Origin of the sequence: Agromyces chromiiresistens (genome assembly GCF_029167465.1) — a bacterium.
Taxonomy (GTDB): Bacteria; Actinomycetota; Actinomycetes; order Actinomycetales; family Microbacteriaceae; genus Agromyces; species Agromyces chromiiresistens.
In genome coordinates, this window is record NZ_JARFNL010000001.1 from 816,603 (window position 1) to 833,064 (window position 16,462).

Annotated in this window: 14 protein-coding genes; 10 read left to right on the top strand and 4 right to left on the bottom strand. The window is 71.5% G+C overall.

Annotation, left to right across the window (positions count from 1 at the left end):
• Nucleotides 1–36 precede the first annotated feature (36 nt).
• The 9 genes from PX701_RS03650 to nagB all read left to right on the top strand — a co-directional run bounded on the left by PX701_RS03650 (nucleotide 37) and on the right by nagB (nucleotide 11,263).
• Nucleotides 37–1,254 carry an NADP-dependent isocitrate dehydrogenase gene (locus tag PX701_RS03650; RefSeq protein WP_231430179.1) on the top strand — a complete coding sequence of 406 codons (1,218 nt, stop codon included), beginning with the start codon at nucleotides 37–39 and terminating at the stop codon, nucleotides 1,252–1,254.
• 109 nt (nucleotides 1,255–1,363) lie between these two features.
• Nucleotides 1,364–3,244: a heavy metal translocating P-type ATPase gene (locus PX701_RS03655; protein ID WP_275505502.1), complete on the top strand. Its 1,881-nt coding sequence runs from the start codon at nucleotides 1,364–1,366 to the stop codon at nucleotides 3,242–3,244.
• Nucleotides 3,245–3,416: 172 nt separating this feature from the next.
• A complete protein-coding gene (locus PX701_RS03660; RefSeq protein ID WP_376931458.1) occupies nucleotides 3,417–4,589 on the top strand; it encodes an ROK family transcriptional regulator in 1,173 nt (390 codons plus the stop codon).
• A gap of 70 nt (nucleotides 4,590–4,659) precedes the next feature.
• Nucleotides 4,660–5,907: an extracellular solute-binding protein gene (locus PX701_RS03665; RefSeq protein ID WP_231430181.1), complete on the top strand. Its 1,248-nt coding sequence runs from the start codon at nucleotides 4,660–4,662 to the stop codon at nucleotides 5,905–5,907.
• A gap of 152 nt (nucleotides 5,908–6,059) precedes the next feature.
• Nucleotides 6,060–7,049 carry a carbohydrate ABC transporter permease gene (locus PX701_RS03670; RefSeq protein WP_231430182.1) on the top strand — a complete coding sequence of 330 codons (990 nt, stop codon included), beginning with the start codon at nucleotides 6,060–6,062 and terminating at the stop codon, nucleotides 7,047–7,049.
• Nucleotides 7,046–8,005, top strand: a complete 960-nt coding sequence (locus PX701_RS03675; protein ID WP_231430183.1) for a carbohydrate ABC transporter permease — start codon at nucleotides 7,046–7,048, stop codon at nucleotides 8,003–8,005. The genes PX701_RS03670 and PX701_RS03675 overlap by 4 nt, the downstream gene beginning before the upstream one ends.
• A complete protein-coding gene (locus PX701_RS03680) occupies nucleotides 8,002–9,534 on the top strand; it encodes a glycoside hydrolase family 3 protein (RefSeq protein ID WP_275505503.1) in 1,533 nt (510 codons plus the stop codon). Before PX701_RS03675 ends, PX701_RS03680 begins: the two co-directional genes overlap by 4 nt.
• A complete protein-coding gene (locus PX701_RS03685) occupies nucleotides 9,531–10,493 on the top strand; it encodes an ROK family protein (protein WP_231430185.1) in 963 nt (320 codons plus the stop codon). Before PX701_RS03680 ends, PX701_RS03685 begins: the two co-directional genes overlap by 4 nt.
• Complete coding sequence (gene nagB, locus PX701_RS03690; protein WP_231430186.1) at nucleotides 10,478–11,263, top strand: glucosamine-6-phosphate deaminase; 786 nt, start codon at nucleotides 10,478–10,480, stop codon at nucleotides 11,261–11,263. The genes PX701_RS03685 and nagB overlap by 16 nt, the downstream gene beginning before the upstream one ends.
• Nucleotides 11,264–11,347: 84 nt before the next feature.
• Here the strand turns inward: nagB and PX701_RS03695 are convergent, their stop codons facing one another.
• Nucleotides 11,348–11,941: a TetR/AcrR family transcriptional regulator gene (locus PX701_RS03695; RefSeq protein ID WP_275505504.1), complete on the bottom strand. Its 594-nt coding sequence runs from the start codon at nucleotides 11,939–11,941 to the stop codon at nucleotides 11,348–11,350.
• A 167-nt stretch (nucleotides 11,942–12,108) separates the two neighbouring features.
• Here PX701_RS03695 and PX701_RS03700 point away from each other — a divergent pair, with 167 nt between their 5' ends.
• Nucleotides 12,109–13,164 (top strand): hypothetical protein, encoded by a 1,056-nt coding sequence (locus PX701_RS03700; protein ID WP_231430188.1) that lies wholly within the window; start codon nucleotides 12,109–12,111, stop codon nucleotides 13,162–13,164.
• A gap of 57 nt (nucleotides 13,165–13,221) precedes the next feature.
• On the opposite strand, the gene PX701_RS03705 is transcribed toward PX701_RS03700, so the two are convergent.
• From PX701_RS03705 to PX701_RS03715, 3 genes are read right to left on the bottom strand one after another with little or no spacing between them, the layout of a single operon-like run.
• The gene (locus PX701_RS03705; protein WP_231430189.1) at nucleotides 13,222–13,596 is read right to left on the bottom strand and encodes a YrdB family protein; all 375 of its coding nucleotides are present in this window, start codon (nucleotides 13,594–13,596) and stop codon (nucleotides 13,222–13,224) included.
• Nucleotides 13,597–13,620: 24 nt separating this feature from the next.
• The gene (purU, locus tag PX701_RS03710; RefSeq protein WP_231430190.1) at nucleotides 13,621–14,493 is read right to left on the bottom strand and encodes a formyltetrahydrofolate deformylase; all 873 of its coding nucleotides are present in this window, start codon (nucleotides 14,491–14,493) and stop codon (nucleotides 13,621–13,623) included.
• A gap of 26 nt (nucleotides 14,494–14,519) precedes the next feature.
• Nucleotides 14,520–16,445: a sigma-70 family RNA polymerase sigma factor gene (locus tag PX701_RS03715; protein WP_275505505.1), complete on the bottom strand. Its 1,926-nt coding sequence runs from the start codon at nucleotides 16,443–16,445 to the stop codon at nucleotides 14,520–14,522.
• Nucleotides 16,446–16,462 lie beyond the last annotated feature (17 nt).

The window sequence follows — 16,462 nt, forward strand, 5'->3', positions numbered from 1 at the left end:
CCTCGATTCCCCGAGAGATCCAAGGAGAGATCCACGTTGTCCAAGATCAAGGTTGAAGGCACGGTCGTCGAGCTCGACGGCGACGAGATGACCCGCATCATCTGGCAGGCCATCAAGGACCAGCTCATCCACCCGTACCTCGACGTGAACCTCGAGTACTACGACCTCTCGATCCAGAAGCGCGACGAGACCGACGACCAGATCACGGTCGACGCGGCCAACGCGATCAAGAAGCACGGCGTCGGCGTCAAGTGCGCGACCATCACCCCCGACGAGGCCCGCGTCGAGGAGTTCGGCCTCAAGAAGATGTGGCGTTCGCCCAACGGCACGATCCGCAACATCCTCGGCGGCGTGATCTTCCGCGAGCCGATCATCATCTCGAACATCCCGCGCCTCGTGCCCGGCTGGAACAAGCCGATCGTCGTCGGCCGTCACGCGTTCGGCGACCAGTACCGCGCCACCGACTTCCGCTTCGAGGGCGAGGGCACCCTCACGATGACCTTCACCCCGAAGGACGGCTCGGAGCCCCAGCAGTTCGAGGTCTTCCAGTCGCCGGGGTCGGGCGTCGCGATGGGCATGTACAACCTCGACGAGTCGATCAAGGACTTCGCGCGCGCGTCGCTCAACTACGGCCTCGCCCGCAACTACCCGGTGTACCTCTCGACGAAGAACACGATCCTGAAGGCGTACGACGGCCGCTTCAAGGACCTCTTCCAGGAGGTGTTCGACACCGAGTTCAAGGAGCAGTTCGACGCCGCCGGCCTCACCTACGAGCACCGTCTCATCGACGACATGGTCGCCTCCTCGCTGAAGTGGGAGGGCGGCTACGTCTGGGCGTGCAAGAACTACGACGGCGACGTGCAGTCCGACACGGTCGCGCAGGGCTTCGGCTCGCTCGGCCTCATGACGAGCGTGCTGGCGACGCCCGACGGCAAGGTCGTCGAGGCCGAGGCGGCGCACGGCACCGTCACCCGTCACTACCGCCAGCACCAGCAGGGCAAGCCCACCTCGACCAACCCGATCGCCTCGATCTACGCCTGGACGCGCGGCCTCGCGCACCGCGGCAAGCTCGACGGCAACCAGGAGCTCATCGAGTTCGCCGCGACCCTCGAGGACGTCGTCATCAAGACCGTCGAGTCCGGTGCGATGACGAAGGACCTGGCGCTCCTCGTCGGCCCCGAGCAGGGGTACCAGACGACCGAGGAGTTCCTCGACACGATCGACGCGAACCTCAAGGCGCGCCTGGGCGCGTAGGTCCCGCCGGCCGCCCGCGCGGCGCTCGACGAATGGACGAAGGGGTGGATGCTCCCGGGCATCCGCCCCTTCGTCGCGTTCGCGGCCCGCACGGGGGAGGATGGGACGCATGGCTCGCCTCGTGAAGCTCGCCCGCCGGTACTGGGTCGTCACGCTCACGCTCGCGATCGGACTCGTGGGCATCGTGCTCGCGCTGTCCGGAGCGGGCGTCGCCGTGCAATGGCTGTTCAGCGCGTACGCGCTCGCCGTCGCCGCGTGGCAGGCGGTGCTGATGGTCCGCGACATCCTGCGCGGGCACTGGGGACTCGACATCCTCGCCGTGACCGCCATCCTCGCGACGGTGCTGGTCGGCGAGTACGTGGCGGCACTGCTCGTCGTGCTCATGCTCATCGGGGGAGCGGCGCTCGAGGACTACGCCAACCGCCGCGCGAAGCGCGAGCTCGACGCCCTGCTGACCCGGTCGCCGCAGCTCGCGCACCGGCTCGAGGGCGACGAACTCGTCGAGATGCCGGTCGACCGGGTCGTCGCGGGCGACGTGCTGCTCGTGCGCCCGAGCGAGATCGTGCCGGTCGACGGCGAGCTGCGCTCGCACGAGGCGGCGTTCGACGAGTCGTCGATCACGGGCGAGAGCGTGCCGGTCGAGAAGCGCGCGGGCGACGCAGTGCTGAGCGGCTCGGTGAACGGCCAGTCGGCGGTCGAGATCAGGGCGACGGCGACGGCCGCCGACAGCCAGTACCAGCAGATCGTCGCGCTCGTCGCCGGCGCAGCCGAGTCGAGGGCCCCCGTCGTGCGCCTCGCCGATCGGTACGCGGTGCCGTTCACGCTGTTCTCGCTCGCGCTCGCGGGCGTCGCCTGGTGGCTGTCGGGCGATCCGGTGCGGTTCGCCGAGGTGCTCGTGCTCGCGACCCCGTGCCCACTGCTCATCGCGGCGCCGGTCGCATTCATCGGCGGCATGAGCCGCGCCGCACGCAACGGCGTCATCGTGAAGGCGGGCGGCGTGCTCGAGTCGCTCGCTGCAGCGAAGACGGCCGTGTTCGACAAGACGGGCACGCTCACGCACGGCGAGCCGACGCTCGTCGCCGTCCGCCCGGCGGGCGGACTCGGCGACGACGAGCTGCTGGCGCTCGTCGCGTCGGCCGAGCAGTACTCGTCGCACGTGCTCGCCGCGTCGATGATCGACGCGGCTCGGGAACGCGGGCTCGCGCTCGCCGAGGCCGATGCCGCGCGCGAGGAGGCGACGAACGGCGTCGTCGCGACGATCGGCGGACGCGAGGTCGTCGTCGGCAAGTTCGCGTTCGTCCGCGCGCACGCGCCGGAGGCCGAGCGCACGCCGATCGCCCCCGGCGAGCTCGCCGTCTACGTCGCGGTCGACGGCCGGTACGGCGGGGCGCTGCTCGCGAGCGACCGGCTGCGCGAGAATGCGCGATCGACCCTCGAGCGCCTCGACGAGCTCGGCGTGCACGACACGATGATGCTCACGGGCGACGCGAAGGCGACGGCCGACCACATCGCCGCCGAGCTCGGCATCGCGCGCGTGCACGCCGAGTGCCTGCCGGCCGACAAGGTGCGCGAGGTCGCCGCGATCGCCGCCCGGCCGGTCATCATGGTGGGCGACGGCGTCAACGACGCGCCGGTGCTCGCCGCCGCCGACGTCGGCATCGCGATGGGCGCGAAGGGGGCGACGGCGGCGAGCGAGTCGGCGTCGGCGGTGATCCTCGTCGACGACATCTCGCGCACGGCGAAGGCCGTCGAGATCGGCCGCGACACCGTGCGGATCGCACTGCAGAGCATCTGGATCGGCATCGTCGTGAGCGTCGCGCTCATGCTCGTCGCGGCCTTCGGCGTGATTCCGGCGACCGTGGGCGCGCTGCTGCAGGAGGTGGTCGACCTCGTCACGATCCTCGCGGCGCTGCGCGCCATCGGCGGCCGTCTGGATGCCGCGAGCGAGGCCCGCGCCGAGGCATCCGCCCCCGCTCGTCAGGCGGCCTGAGCGACGCCCGTCCGGTGACCGTCACAACTCGGTAACGGGCCGAGAAAATCCGGGCGAACACTTGCGCGAGGTTTGTTCGTAATGTTTACTAACAAACGTGACTGCAACGGAAACGCAGCGAGGCCCGGTCACCGCGGAGCCGACGCACACCACCTCGGTGGCGGCTTCCGACCTGCTCACCGTTCCGTTCGCGGGTGCGCCGATCTTCACCCGCTCGCGCGCCCTGCGGCCCACGAGCAAGGTGCTGCCCGAGCACGCCCGGAGCCACAACCGCGCACTCGTGCTGCAGACCCTCTACACGGCGGGCGGCCAGAGCCGCGCCGACGTCGCACGTGAGACCGGGCTGACGCGGGTCACCGTCTCCGACCTCGTCGCCGAGCTCATCGCCGAGGGCCTCGTCGTCGAGCTCGGCCCGCGCGAGGGCGTCCGGCCCGGCAAGCCGGCGACGATCATCGACGTCGACCGCGCCGCGTTCCAGATCCTCGGCCTCGACCTCTCGGGGCACGAGGTGTTCCACGGCGTCGTGACCGCCCTCGACGGCACCATCCTCGAGCGGGTCTCGCTCGAGCGCGCCGGCGCCACCGGCGAGCAGGCCGTCGAACTCGTCGAGTCGATCGTCGAGCGCCTGCTCGGCCTCGCGACCGCGCCGGTGCTCGGCATCGGCGTCGGATCGCCCGGTGTCGTCGACCCGCTCGGCGTCGTGCGGTCGGCGCCGAACCTCGGGTGGTTCGACCTGCCGCTGCAGGCCCGGCTGGCGGCCCGCACCGAACTGCCCGTGCACGTCGCGAACGACGCGAACGTCGCCGTGCTCGCCGAGCACGGCGCGACCCCGCTCGACGACCTCCTGCTCATCAAGATCGGCCACGGTGTCGGCGCCGGCCTCATCGTCGGCGGCCGCCCGGTCATCGGCGGCGGCTTCGCGGCCGGCGAGATCGGCCATGTCGTGGTCGGCACCGACGGCGGCCCCCGCTGCGCGTGCGGCAAGGACGGATGCCTCGAAGCCTGGCTCGCCGTTCCGCGACTGACCGAGCAGCTCGACTCGCTCGCGGGCGAGCCCGCCGCCGTGCAGGCCGCGCGCGACGAGATCCTGCGCGAGGCCGGGCGTCGGCTCGGCATCGTGCTCGCGCCCGTGGTGGGCGCACTGAATCTGACGGAGGTCGTGCTCAGCGGCCCCGCCGAACTGCTCGACGGCCCGTTCCACGACGCGACCGTCGACACCCTCCGGCAGCGGACGATGGCGGTGCTCAACCGTGATCTGAGGCTCCGGATGTCCGAGCAGGCGGAGGACGTCGTCCTCCGCGGCGCGGCCGTCATGGTCCTCTCCGGACAACTCGGGGTCTCGTGAGGGACTCCACGCACCAAGGGTGACAGCGAACCCCCGCTGCCAGCCCAACCCCCATGAAAGGAAACGACAAATGAGGAAACTCGGCATTGTGGCCCTCGGTGCCGCGGCTGCCCTGACCCTCGCCGGTTGCAGCACCGGTGGCGGCGACAACGGTTCCGCCGACGGCGGCGAGATCACCGTCTGGGTCGTCGGCACCGACACCCCGAAGGAGGCCCGCGCCTACCTCAAGGACACCTTCGAGTCCGAGAACAAGGGCTGGACCCTCAACGTCGAGGAGAAGACCTGGGCCGACGTGAGCGACACCTACGCCGCCGCGCTCCAGTCCAACGACTCGCCCGACGTGGTCGAGGTCGGGAACACCCAGACGGCGAGCTTCGCCGACCAGGGCCTCTTCCTCCCGCTCGACGACTTCGACAGCTCGGCGTACCTGCCGGGCCTCGTCGACTCGGCGACCTACGACGGCGAGCTCTACGCCGCACCGTACTACGCCGGCGGCCGCATCGTGTTCTACAGCCCCGAGGTCCTCGGCGACACCGCCCTCCCCACGACGCTCGACGAGTACGTCGCGACGGGCGAGGCTCGCAAGACCGACACCGTCTCGGGCATCTGGGCTCCGGGCCGCGACTGGTACAACGCGCTGCCCTACGTCTGGGAGCACGGCGGCTTCATCGCCGAGCAGGAGGGCGACGAGTGGAAGGCCGGCTTCTCGAGCGAGGGCGGCATCGAGGGCCTGACGCAGCTGCAGCAGGTCTACCTCAAGGCGTCGAACGCGCCGAAGGACGGCGACGAGACCGACCCGCAGGTGCCGTTCTGCGCCGGTGAGGTCCTCTTCCTCTCGGCACCCGCGTGGGTGCAGTGGTCGATCACGGCTCCGGCCGACGCCGAGGCGCCCGGCTGCCCCGACACCTACGGCAAGGACCTCCAGGCCTTCCCGCTCCCGGGCGGCACGGCCGGTGAGACCGCGCCGATCTTCGCCGGTGGCTCGAACATCGCCGTCGCGACGAAGAGCGCGAACCCCGAGCAGGCTCGCGCCGCGCTCGACATCATGGCGGGCGAGGGCTACCAGAAGCTCCTCGCCGAGGGCGGCCTCACCCCGGGTCTGACGGCGGCTGCGTCGTCGCTGCCCGACACCCCGATCGCGAAGGCCCAGGCCACCGCGCTCGAGAACTCGAAGGTCACCCCGACCACTCCGAAGTGGGCCGAGGTCGAGGCCTCGCAGATCATCCAGGAGGCGCTCGTGAAGATCGCCCAGGGTGGCGACGTGCCGACTATCGCGGCCGACCTCGACAAGCAGATCGAGGAGATCCTCAACAGCTAGCCTGTTGAGCCCCGCGGGGGCGGAGTCCCACACAGCTCCGCCCCCGCTCCTCTGCCCGGCCACGGCCGGAAGCGGATCGAGCGGCGCCGGTGCCGCGAGTCGTACCATCAGTCATACCCGCGTCCCCCTCGCGGTCACCCAGAGGAGCAGCCATGAGCGCAACCCTCACCGAGCCTGACGCAGCGCCGCGCACGCCGACCACCAGACCACCCCGTCCCCCGAAGGGCTCCTCCGCAGGCGCCCGCAAGAAGAAGCCGCTGCCGTGGGCGCCCTGGGCGCTGCTCGGCCCCAGCATCGCCCTCCTCATCGTGATGGTCGTCTACCCGACGATCGTGATGTTCATCACCTCGTTCACGAACCTCGAGATCAAGAACAAGATGCTCGGCACGGCGCCCGACTTCGTCGGGTTCGACAACTACCTCGAGATCTTCACCGACTCGCAGTTCCCCCAGGTGCTCGCCCGCAGCCTCGGCCTCATGGTCGTGCTCACCGTGCTCATCGTCGTGTTCGGCATGCTCATCGGGCTGACCCTGACGAAGCTCTCGAAGGCCTGGCGCCTCGCCGTCTCGATCGCGCTGCTGTTCGCCTGGGCGATGCCGCCGCTGGCCGCGACCGTCGTCTGGGGCTGGATGTTCGACACCGACTACGGCGTCGTCAACTGGGCCCTCAACACGATCACCGGCACGCAGGACTGGCGCGGCCACGGCTGGCTCGAGAACCCGTGGTCGTTCATGATGGTGCTCGTCATCATCGTCACGTGGCAGAGCATCCCCTTCGCCGCGATCACCTTCTACGCGGGCCTCGGCCAGGTGCCCGACGAGGTCATCGAGGCGTCGTCGCTCGACGGCGCGAGCGCCTGGCAGCGGTTCCGGCTCATCATCCTGCCGTACATGCGCAACGTCATCACCGCCGTGCTCGTGCTCGAGACCATCTGGAACCTGCGCATCTTCACGCAGGTGTACTCCCTGCAGCAGCAGGGCGGCCTCGCGAGCGAGACGAACGTGCTGCCGACCTACCTGTTCCGCCAGGGCATCGGCGAGTTCGGCACGACCGCCGCGATCGGCGTGTTCATGATGATCCTGCTGATGAGCATCTCCTACTTCAACGTCCGCAACTCCCTGAAAGACGAGGAAGAGCTGTGAGCATCAGTCCCGGAATGCAGCTCGCCGAAGAGCCCGGGTCGGTCGCGGCCGACACGCGCGCCGCCACCACGATCCGCGACGGCGGCCGCCTCGGCCGGCGCGCCGGCCGCCGCAAGGGCCTGTTCGGCCGCATCGGCCTCAACGCCTGGGCACTCGTCATCATCGTGTGCTCGATCTTCCCGGTCTACTGGATGGTGAACATGTCGTTCACCCCCTCGAACCAGATCATCAGCCGCAACCCGAGCCTGCTGCCGCTCGACTTCACGTTCAAGAACTACGTCACGGCATGGACCCGCGAGGCGGCGCCCGGCCAGACCGACTTCCCGCACGCGCTCGGCTCCAGCATCATCGTCGCCGTCGCGGTCGTCGTGGTGGGCGCGGTCTTCGCCTTCCTCGCGTCGATCGCGCTCTCGCGCTTCGCGTTCCGCGGCCGGGTGTTCTTCATCGTCGCGGTCCTCGTCGTGCAGATGGTGCCGGGCGAGGCGATGATGTTCACGATCTACAACATGATCGACGACTGGCGCCTCATGAACACCCTGCTGGGCCTGTTCATCGTGCACCTCGCCGCGGTCGTGCCGTTCACGATCTGGACGCTGCGCGGCTTCGTCAAGGGCGTGCCCGAGGAGCTCGAGGAGGCGGCCATGATCGACGGCTGCACCAAGGCCCAGGCATTCTGGAAGGTCACCTTCCCGCTCATGGCGCCCGCGCTCGTCTCGACCGGCATCTTCGCCTTCATCCAGAGCTGGAACGAGTTCCTGATGGCCCTGCTCCTGCTCAAGGGCTACAACCTCACCCTCCCGCCGTGGCTGAACTCGTTCCAGTCGGCGACCGAGGCGACCAACTGGGGCGCCGTCATGGCCGGTTCGACCCTCATCACCCTGCCCGTCGTGATCTTCTTCCTGTTCGTGCAGCGGCGGATGGTCGGCGGCCTCGTGGCCGGAGCCGTCAAGGGATGAGCGCCGCCACTCAGACCGGTGATGCCGTGGCGCTGCACCGGGACATCCTGACGACCCTGCTTCCCGCATTCGTGGGGCCGGTGGCCCCCGAGTGGGTGCTCGCCCGGCTGCGCGCCGGCCTCGGCGGCATCTGCCTCTTCGGCGAGAACGTCGTCGACCCCGAGCAGTTGCGCGCGCTCAACGCGAGCCTGCGCGAGGCGAACCCCGAGGCCGTCATCGCGATCGACGAGGAGGGCGGCGATGTCACCCGGCTCTTCTACGACCGCGGGGCGCCGTTCCCCGGCAACGCCGTGCTCGGCCGCATCGACGAACCCGAGCTCACCCGTCGGGTCGCGGCCGAGGTGGGTCGTGCGCTCGCCGCGACCGGCTGCACGGTGACCTTCGGGCCCGACGTCGACGTGAACGCCAACCCCGACAACCCGGTGATCGGCGTGCGGAGCTTCGGCGCCGACCCGGCGCTCGTCTCGCGGCACAGCGCCGCATGGGTCGAGGGCCTGCAGCAGACCGGCATCGCCGCGAGCGCCAAGCACTTCCCCGGGCACGGCGACACCGCGACCGACTCGCACCTCGCGCTTCCGGTCGTCGACGTGCCGCTCGCGACGCTGCGCGATCGCGAGCTCGCGCCGTTCGAGGCGGCGATCGCGGCGGGCACCCGCACGATCATGACCTCGCACATCCTCATCCCGCAGCTCGATGCGGAGAACCCGGCCACCCTCTCCCCGCGTATTCTGCACGGCCTGCTCCGCGGGGAGCTGGGGTTCGAGGGCGTCATCGTGAGTGACGCCCTCGACATGAAGGGGGCGAGCGGCGTGCACGGCATACCCGAAGCCGCTGTGCGCGCCCTCGCCGCCGGTTGCGACCTGCTGTGCATCGGCGCCGACAACACCGACGCCCAGATCAGCGAGATCGTCGACGCCGTCGCACAGGCGATCGCGTCCGGCCGGCTCCCGGTCGATCGGGTTCGCGACGCCGCGGCACGGGTGCGTGCCCTCGGGGCCACGGCCCCGGCGGTGCCCGAGGGCCCCGCCGCGCCCGATGTGATCGAGCCCGCCCACGACGACGAGGAGATCGCCCGCGTGGTCGGGGCGTTCGAGGTGTCGAATGACGCGAGTGAACGCCTCTCGCGAACGTCGGGCATCGGCACGGTGATCCGCGTCGACACGGTGGCGAACATCGCCATCGGCGTCGCGCCGTGGGGGCCGTTCGCGGCCGAGGCGGTCGCCGAGCGCCCGTCGTGGCTGAGCCGTGCCGAGATCGTCCCCCTCGCCGAGGGGTCCGGACTCGCCGACCCCGCCGCCCTCTCCGGCTCGGTGCTCGTCGTCGGCAAGGACCTGCACCGGCACGCGTTCGCCCGCGCCGCGATCGACGCGCTCCGCGCCGTGCGCGACGACGTCGTGACGATCGACATGGGCTGGCCGTCGCACGATCGCGCCTATGCGGACGTCGCGACCTTCGGGGCCTCCCGTCTGGTCGGCGATGCGGTGCTCGCCTTCGTCGACGGCGCACTCGCGCCGTTGGCGGCCCGGTGAGCCTCGGTGGCGTCGTGCGGCTCGGCATCGACATCGGCGGTACGAAGACCGCCGCAGTGGCGATCGGCGACGGCGGCGAACTGAGCGACCAGGTGCGCATGCCGACCGGGTTCGGCGCCGACGCGGTGGTCGAGACCGCCCTGCGCACCGTCGAACGCATGGCGGAGGTCTCGGGGCTCGGCACGGGCGCCTTCACCTCGATCGGCATCGGCATCCCCGGAGCCGTCGACAACGAGACGGGTCGGGTCGCGCACGCCGTGAACCTCGGGCTCGAGGGCCTCGACCTCGGCGCGCGGCTCGCCGACCGGCTGGGCATCGACGTGCGCATCGAGAACGACGTCAAGGCCGCGGCGCTCGGCGCCCACCACCTGCTCGGCCGCACGGACGACCGGGCGGACGCAGGCGTCGTCGGCGAACGGTCGATGGCCTACCTGAACCTCGGCACCGGTCTCGCCGCAGGCATCGTGCAGGGCCGGCGCCTGCTGCGCGGCGGGCACGGCGTCGCCGGCGAGATCGGGCACATCCCGGTCGATCCGGCCGGTGATCGGTGCGGGTGCGGGCAGCGCGGCTGCCTCGAGACGTTCGCGTCGGGGTCGGCGATCGCGAGAACCTGGCCGACCCTCGCCGAGCTGCCCGCCCGAGAACTCTTCGACGCGGCCGAGGCCGGTGACGCCGAGGCGGTGCGGGTGCGCGAGCGGTTCCTCTGGGGCGTCGCCGCCGCGGTGCGGCTCCTCGTGCTGACCGCCGACGTCGACGACGTCGTCATCGGCGGGGGGCTCGCCGCGCTCGGCGACCCGCTCGTCGTCGGCACGCGCCGTATCCTGAACGAGTGGGCCGCCGACTCGGCGTTCCTCGCCTCACTGGATCTCGCTGAGCGGGTCCAGGTCATCCCCCTCGGTTTCCCGGCAGCGGCAGTGGGCGCTGCCCTGGTTGGAGTAGCGCAATGGCAGAAGTCGTAATCGTCGACAGCGACGAGGCCGCCGGCGAGCTCGTCGCCGACGCGATCGTCTCGCTCATCAGGCGGAAGCCCGATGCGGTGCTCGGGCTCGCCACCGGTTCGACCCCGCTCGCGAGCTATCGCGCCCTCGCCGCGCGAATCTCGGCCGAGTCGATCGACGTGCGGGGCGTGCGCGGGTTCGCGCTCGACGAGTACGTGGGGCTCCCGGCGGGCCACCCCGAGAGCTATCGGGCCGTCATCACCCGCGAAGTCGTCGAACCGCTCGGCCTCACGCCCGAGCTCGTGCGAGTGCCGAACGGCGACCCGGCGACGATCGAGCACGCGGGCGCGGACTACGAGGCCGCGATCACCGCGGCCGGCGGGGTCGACCTGCAGATCCTCGGCATCGGCCGCACGGGCCACATCGGCTTCAACGAGCCGGGTTCGTCGCTCGCGTCGCTCACCCGCGTCAAGACGCTCACCGAGCCGACCCGCATCGACAACGCACGGTTCTTCGACTCGCCCGACGACGTGCCGATGCACTGCATCACGCAGGGGATCGGCACGATCCTGCGGGCGCGGCATCTCGTGCTCCTCGCCTTCGGCGAGGCCAAGGCCGAGGCGGTCGCCGCCGCGGTCGAGGGCGGGGTCTCCGCGAGCCAGCCCGGATCGGCGATCCAGCTGCACCCGCACGCGACGGTGATCGTCGACGCCGCGGCCGCATCGCGGCTCGCCAACCTCGACTACTACCGGCACGCCTGGGCGAACAAGCCGGCCTGGCAGGGCATCTGACCGCCGCTCCACGAGTACGGATGCCTCGGGCGCGCGTCGCTCCGAGGCATCCGTCGTCGTCGGCCCGTGACGGCCCGACGCGGGTCAGTGGGGGAGGGCCTCGGGGAGGGCTGCGAGGTACGCATCCTCGTCGAAGCCGTCGACGAGCTGCCGTTGCACGACGAAGCCCGGCCCGAGGGCGATGAGCACCGGCGTGAGGCGAGCCGCCCATGCCTCGGGGTCGCCGTCGATGCGGTCGGCATTGGCCTCGCCCCACTCGACGAGCTGGGTGCGCAGCGTCTCGCGCAGGCGCACGAGCACGCCCTGCACGAGTTCGCGGATCTCGTGGTCGATCGCGGCCTCGGCCCAGAGCTGCAGCAGGATGCGGCTGAACCCCTCGTGGCGCATGCCGTCGACGATCGTGGCCATGACCTCGCCGGGCGAGAGCGGGCGCCCGTCGTCGGCGCGGCGGGCGAGCAGCTCGGATCGACGGGCCTCGAGCGTTCGCGCGGCGACGGCCGCGACGAGGTCGCGCTTGCCGGTGAAGTGCCCGTAGATCGCGCCCGCCGACAAGCCCGACTCCGAGATGATGTCGGCCATCGAGGTGCGTTGGAAGCCCTTCTCCGAGAAGGCGCGCAGCGCGGCGTCGAGGATCTCGTCGCGGCGGGCGGCGCGATGCTCGGCGGTGACCTTCGGCATGGTCGCCTCCTCGTCGCAAACAGAATGAACGTTCTTGACAAGCATAGGCTGCGGGCGCATTCTTATAAAGAACGAACATTCGTTTTATAGATGCCGATGAGGCGGGCCGGCCGGGCCGAACGCCGCTGCCCGCCGCCACGGCCGCTCGCCCTGAGGAGGCGCCGACCATGCCCCACGCCGATGCCGTGAACCGGCATACCCCCATCGCACGCGTCGTCGGACTCGGCCTCGCCCTCGCCGCCGTCGTCGCGGTCATCGTGCTCGCCTTCTCGTGGCCGTCGGTCACGGCGGAGGCGAAGGACCTGCCGATCGCGATCACCGGCCCGGCCGAGGCCGTCGATGCGGCCGAGGCGGCCGTCGACGAGCAGCAGCCGGGCGCGATCGCGTTCGTCGAGGTCGACGACCGTGATGCCGCCGTCAGCGCGATCGAGACCCGCGAGGTCTACGGCGCCGTGGTGCTCGGCCAGGCGCCAGAGGTGCTCACCACGTCGGCCGGGAGCCTCGTCGTCGCCCAACTGCTCGGCACGGTCGCGACGAACCTCGAAGAGGGCGTCAACGCGCAGGCGGCGGCGGCCGCAGAGGCGGCCGGTGCTCCGACCGCGCCGCCGCACATCGACGTCGCGGTCACCGATGTCGTACCGCTCGCCGACACCGACCCGCGCGGCACGGGGCTCGCGGCCGCGCTCTTCCCGCTCGTGCTCGGCGGCATGCTCGGCGGCATCGCCATCTCGCTCTCGGTGATCGGCGCGATGCGCCGGGTGCTCGCCGTCGTGGTCTACGCCGCCGCGGGCGGGCTCGTGCTCGCCGGCATCCTGCAGGGCTGGTTCGGTGCGCTGCAGGGCGACTACTGGCTCAACGCCGCCGCGATCGGACTCGCCCTCGCAGCGATCGCGGCGCCGATCACGGGCTTCGTCGCCCTCTTCGGCCGGGCCGGCATCGCCGTGGGTCCCGTCGTCATGCTGCTGTTCGCCAACCCGATCTCGGCGGCGGCGATCCCGAAGGAGTTCATCGCCGAGCCGTGGGGCGAGATCGGCCAATGGTTCCCGCCGGGCGCCGCCGCGACGCTCGTGCGCGACCTCTCGTACTTCCCGGCGGCCGACACGACCTTCCCGTGGCTCGTGCTCGCCGCGTGGGCCGTCGGCGGGCTGCTGCTCAGCGTGGTGGGGCACTTCCGCACGGCGGGCGGCGCGGAGCCCGATGCCGAGGCGGCCGTGGAGGCCTGAAGGCTCGGCAGCGACCACGCACCCCGCCCGCCCGGCAGGCGGAGCGGGGTCGCGTCGTCAGCCCGCCAGTTCCTTGCGCCCGTTGATGATGCCGCTCACTGCGGCGATCACGGCGAAGACGACGGCGACGACGGGCTGGCCCATGATCCACCACGCGATCGCGGCCGACGAGAACACGGCGATCTCGACGAGCGCCTTCACGAACGGGTCGACCCGGAAGACGGCCTTGGGTGAGCGGAACAGGCCCCAGAGCAGGATCGCCAGCGCGGGGGCGCCGATGCCGACGAGGATGCCCGGCCACGGCAGCGCGAACGCGGTGAAGCCGAAGATGCCGAGCGAGACGATCGCGAACAGCTCGAGGAAGAACCGCAGGATGTCGTTCGGCCCGATCTTCGGCTGGGCGGACTGCGCGGGCTGGGGTGCGTTGCTCACAACCCTCGAGTCTACCCGCGCGACTCAGCGGAAGATGATGGTGCGGGCGCCGTCGAGCAGCACGCGGCGCTCGGCGAACCACTTGACCGCCTGGCTGAGGGTGCGGCTCTCCTCGTCCTGGCCGATCGCGACGAGCTCGGCGACGGATCGCGAGTGGTCGACGCGCACGACGTTCTGCTCGATGATCGGGCCCTCGTCGAGGTCGCTCGTCACGAAGTGCGCCGTCGCCCCGATGAGCTTCACGCCGCGCGCGTGGGCCTGCCGATAGGGGTTCGCGCCCTTGAATCCCGGCAGGAACGAATGGTGGATGTTGATGCAGCGGCCCGCGAGGGCCTCGCACAGCTCGGGGGAGAGGATCTGCATGTACCGGGCGAGCACGACGAGCTCGATGTCGTGCTCGTCGATCGCGGCGAGCACGCGCCGCTCGAACTCGGCCTTCTCGGCGGGGCTCGTGACCGCGGCCGACTCGAACGGGACCCCGTAGAAGTCGACGAGGTCGCGCAGCGTGCCGTGGTTCGAGAGCACGAGCGGGATCTCGACCGGCAGCTGCCCCGCACGCTGGCGGAACAGCAGGTCGTTGACGCAGTGCCCGGCCGTCGAGGCGAGCACGAGCGTGCGCAGCGGCCGGCCGACCTCGTCGAGGTGCCACTGCATGCTCCACCGCTCGGTCACCGGCGCGAGCGCGGCCTCGAAGTCGGCACGGGTGGCCGGCGACTCGACCTGCAACCGCATGAAGAAGCGGCCGGTGTCGAGGCTCGCGAACTGCTGGCTCTCGGTGATGTTGCCGCCGGAGGCGACGATGGCACCTGAGATCGCGTGCACGATGCCCGGTCCGTCGACGCAGCTCAGGGTCACGACCCAGTGGTACAGGCGTTCTGGCGCGGCATCCGTCGTCATCCGCCCAGATTACCGGGCGCGCGGCCTCAGCCGGCGCTCGGGGAGGCCGTGACCGGCTCGTCCTGGGAGGACGTGGCCTGGCCGACTGGACCCACTCGGTCGCCGACGCGGTAGCGCACGGTCATCGACCGGAGCGACTCGGCGTCGTCGACGAGCCGGAAGCGCGCCGAACCGCGTCGGTCGAGCGTGAACGTGTGCCACGTCGAGCCGTCGACGACGAGATCGGCGTCGGCGCCCGCGATCCCGTCGCTCACGTCGATGCGCCAGAGGATGCCCTTCCAGACGAAGAGCTTGAGCCTCGGCGGCGTCGCGAGGTGCACCGCGAACTCGGTCGGTTCGGACTGGTTGCCCGCCACGTCGACCTGCACGGCGCGGTAGACGGAATCGCCTGCAGGCACGCCGTCGAGGGTCAGCGACCAGGCGCCATCGGCGTCGGCGGTGGTCTGCCAGCCGCCCGCGGTCGAAGACGTCGCCGCGATTCGTGCGGCTCCGGCGCCGGCGCTCACCGTGACCGTCGCTCCGGGCTCGGCGGTGCCCGAGACGACGGGCTCGACGAGCCCGCCGCCGGTGTCCGGTTCGAAGACCTCGGGCGCCAGCGCCTCGGTGTCGATCGGCGTCGGCGTGGGCGTCGGCGTCGGCGTGGGCGTGGGCGTCGGCGTGGGGGTCGGCGTCGGCGTCGGCGTGGGGGCCGGCGTGGGCGACGGTGTCGGTGCGGGAGCCGGCGGCGTGGATCGCGCCTCGGTGTCGCCCGGCGCAGGGGCGGGGTCCGCGACGGCATCGTCGTCGGGCGGAACCGGCGCCGACTCGTCGACGGGTGGGGGCGGTGCGGCGGGGGCCGGCGCCTCGGCCGCCTCGGGGGCTGCCGGCGGCTCGCCGACGGCGTCGTTCACGGGAGCGGCGACGGGATCGTTCGTCGCGACCAGGCTCGGTGCGATGACGGCGATCGCGACGGCCGCCGCGGCGAGCACCAGTGCCCCCGCGCCGATCGCGACACCCGTGCCGACCGCGACCCCCGAGCCGGCGGCACCGGCCGAGCCCGCGGCTCCCGTCGACGACGCAGCACCAGAGGAACCGGCCGCGCTTGCCGCGCCCGCCGTCCCGGTCGACGCGGCGCCGGCTCCTGCAGCGCCCACGCCGCCGGCACCCATGGCGAGGGTCGTGACGGCCGTGCCCTGGGACAGCCAGGCCGAATAGGCGGTCGCACCGCCGATGCCGGCCGCGAGCGGCAGCAGCACGAGCGCGAGGCGCGAACCGACCTCCCGGGCCTCGGCCGCCACGATCGTGCAGCGGGCGCAGTCGTCGAGATGGGCCTCGAGCTTCGCCGTGTCGCGGGCGCGCAGCTTGCCGCGGGTGTACGTGCCGAGCCGATCGATCGTCCAGCGGCACTCTGGCTCGGTCGCGTTCTTGAGGTGCGCCTGGATCCACGCCTGGCGGAGACCCTCGCGCGCCCGGTACGCGAGCGCAGCCGTCGAGTTCGCGCTCATGCCGACGAGCGGAGCGATCTGCTGCGGCGTCATCCCCTCGACCTCGCTGTACCAGAGCACCTCCTGCCACCTGGTGGGCAAGGATCGGAAGGCCTGCGCCGTCGTCGAGCGGTCGAGCGCCTCGAGGGTCGCCGACTCGCTCGTCTCGGGGTCCTCGAACGACTCGAGGGTCTCGAGGTTCGTCTCGTGGCGTGCACGGCCCCAGCTCGCGGCCGTGTTCCGGATGGTCGTGAACAGATACGGGCGGAACGCGGCCGTCGGGCCCTTGCCCGCGAGGATCGCGTCGTAGATGCGCGTGAACGACTCGGCGACGAGGTCGTCGGGATCGAGCGAGCTGTACGAGCGGGCGACGGTCCTGCCCGAGGCTGCATGCCGCTGCCAGAGCTCGCCGTACGCCGCGGAGTCGCCCCGGCGGGTGCGCTCGATGAGCGCCGCGTCGGCGGCATGGTCGGTGCGCACGGGGGGCACGCGGCTCCTTCTGATCA